This window comes from uncultured Mycobacterium sp., from assembly GCF_964249325.1.
GTDB lineage: Bacteria > Actinomycetota > Actinomycetes > Mycobacteriales > Mycobacteriaceae > Mycobacterium.
In genome coordinates, this window is the sequence record NZ_CAXUCH010000170.1 from 7,231 (window position 1) to 9,498 (window position 2,268).

Annotated in this window: 3 protein-coding genes; all 3 read right to left on the reverse strand. The window is 69.0% G+C overall.

The features are described from left to right. Positions 1-33 precede the first annotated feature (33 nt). Positions 34-411 carry a heat shock protein transcriptional repressor HspR gene (locus ACFE99_RS18265; protein ID WP_375487730.1) on the reverse strand — a complete coding sequence of 126 codons (378 nt, stop codon included), beginning with the start codon at positions 409-411 and terminating at the stop codon, positions 34-36. Beyond that, on the reverse strand, positions 411-1,598 hold the full coding sequence (dnaJ, locus tag ACFE99_RS18270) for a molecular chaperone DnaJ (protein ID WP_375487732.1): 1,188 nt from the start codon (positions 1,596-1,598) through the stop codon (positions 411-413). Before dnaJ ends, ACFE99_RS18265 begins: the two co-directional genes overlap by 1 nt. A gap of 52 nt (positions 1,599-1,650) precedes the next feature. Beyond that, on the reverse strand, positions 1,651-2,268 hold a 618-nt coding region (grpE, locus tag ACFE99_RS18275), incomplete at its 5' end, for a nucleotide exchange factor GrpE (RefSeq protein ID WP_375487734.1).

Genomic DNA, 2,268 nt, shown 5'->3' on the forward strand with positions numbered 1-2,268 from the left:
CAATGAAATCGGGTTCTTTTCCGGCTGCTCGGGCTAGCTCATCTGGCGGGGCTGCCACACCACCAGGGCGGTGCTCTTGGGCAGCACGGCCAGGTCGCGTCGCGGATTGCCCCGTAGCCGCTCGACCTCCGCGGTCAACTCCTTGATCCGGGATTGCAACGCCTCCACCTGGTTGGTCAGCTCGATGATGCGTTTGATGCCGGCAAGATTGACGCCCTCGTCTTGGGAGAGCCGCTGCACCTCGCGCAGCAGTTCCACGTCATGCTCGGAATAGCGGCGTCCCCCACCAGAAGTGCGCTCGGGACGGACCAGGCCGAGCCGGTCGTAGGTCCGCAGCGTCTGAGCGTGCATGCCGGCCAGCTCGGCTGCCACCGAAATCAAGAAGGTTCGAGAATCGTCTTTCTTACCCATCAGCGATTACCTGCCCATCCGGCCCTCGGATCGAAGCCGCTAGCCCGCTCGGCGGCGGCGTAGGCCTCCAGCGCCTCTTTGGCGGCACCGTCTAGGTTCGGCGGGACCGCGACCTGAACGGTGACTAGCAGGTCGCCGCTGCCCCCGCCACGCTTGGGTACGCCGCGTCCGCGTACCCGCAGGGTGCGTCCATTGGCGGTACCCTTCGGCACCCGAACACCGACCCGTCCGTCCAGCGTCGGCACGGAAAGCGTCGTGCCCAAAGCTAGTTCGGCAAAGCTGACCGGAACTGTCACGCTGAGGTCGTCGCCCTCGCGGCCGAACACCTGGTCGGGCCGCACATGCACCGTCACGTACAGGTCACCTGAGGGCGCGCCACGCAAGCCGGCCTCACCCTGTCCGGGTAACCGGATGCGCTGGCCGTCCTCGACGCCCGGCGGGATCCGCACGTTGATGGTGCGGGTCCGGGTCGTCACACCGGTTCCTTTGCACTGGTCGCACGGGTGCTCGATGATCGACCCGCTGCCGCGGCAGTCGGTGCACGGTTCGGAGAATCCGAAAGCGCCCTGGTTGCGGCTGATTACACCCGAGCCGTTACAGGTGGGGCACACTCGCGGGCTGGTGCCCGGGCGGGCCCCGCTGCCATGGCAGTTGGTGCAGGGCGCCGGGCTGGTCAGCCGCAGCGGCATCGCCACGCCCTTCGCGGCCTCCACGAAACTCAGCTCGGCCTCGGTCTCCAGGTCGTTGCCGCGGCGGGGCCGGCTGGGTCGCGGTGCGGCACCACGGCCGAACAAGCCACCGAACAGGTCCCCGATGGTGCTGCCGCCGGTCTGGCCGGCGGCGTCGAACAAATCGCTCAGGTTGAACTCGGCGCCGTCGCCGCCCATGCTGAAGCCGCCGAAGTTGGCGCCTCCACCAGCGCCAAACCGGCGGCCGAAGCCGCCGCCGCCGGCGAATAGCCGCCGGGTCTCGTCGTACTCCTTGCGCTTGGCCGGGTCCGACAGCACACTGTGCGCCTCCGACACCGCCTTGAACCGCTCCGCGGCCCGCGGGTCGTCGCGATTGGCGTCCGGGTGCAGCTCGCGCGCCAACTTGCGGTAGGCGCGCTTGATCTCGTCCTGGCTGGCGTCAGGGGAGACGCCTAGCTCCTTGTAGAAGTCCTTCTCGACCCATTCGCGTTGGGCCATGCTGCGTCACCCCCCTTCCAGCTTTTCTGGAGTGGTGCACCGCCGGCCGCGCTTACTCGGCAGGCGGTTCTGGTTCTGGTTCGGCGTTCCGCTCCGCCGACGTGGCCTCGCCGTCGGGCGTCTCAGCCGTATCCCCCGCCGTCGGCACAGCTTGCGCCGTCTCGGTGTTGGCCGCGACATCGGCACCGTTCTCGATCACGGTGTCGACGACAACCACCAGCGCGTGCCGCAGGACTTGATCGCCGAGCTTGTAGCCCTGCCGCAACACACTGCCGATCACCGGCTTGGTGCCCTCGGCGCCGTCGCCCTCATGCTGGACGGCCTCGTGCAGCACCGGGTCGAAGTCATCGCCCTCGGCGCCGAAAGCCGTCAGGCCCAGCCCCGTCAGTGCGCTGGTCAGCTTGTCGGCGACCGACTTCAGTGGACCCGACTCCAGGTCGCCATGGCTGCGGGCACGGTCGAGATCGTCGAGTACGCCCAGTAATTGGCTGATCACCGTCGCCTTGGCCCGGTCGGCCGCCGCCTGCTGGTCGCGCAACGCGCGCCTGCGGTAATTGGCGAAGTCGGCCTGCACCCGCTGCAGATCGGCGGTCAGCTCGGCGACCTTGTCCTCGGTCACCGGCGCGGCCGGCGCCGGCGACGGTGCCGCCGGTGCCGGCTCGCTCGGCGC

Coding starts and splice junctions, on each gene's coding strand:
- dnaJ (WP_375487732.1), bottom strand. CDS start 1,598: ATGGCCCAACGCGAATGGGTCGAGAAGGACTTCTACAAGGAGCTAGGC.
- ACFE99_RS18265 (WP_375487730.1), bottom strand. CDS start 411: ATGGGTAAGAAAGACGATTCTCGAACCTTCTTGATTTCGGTGGCAGCC.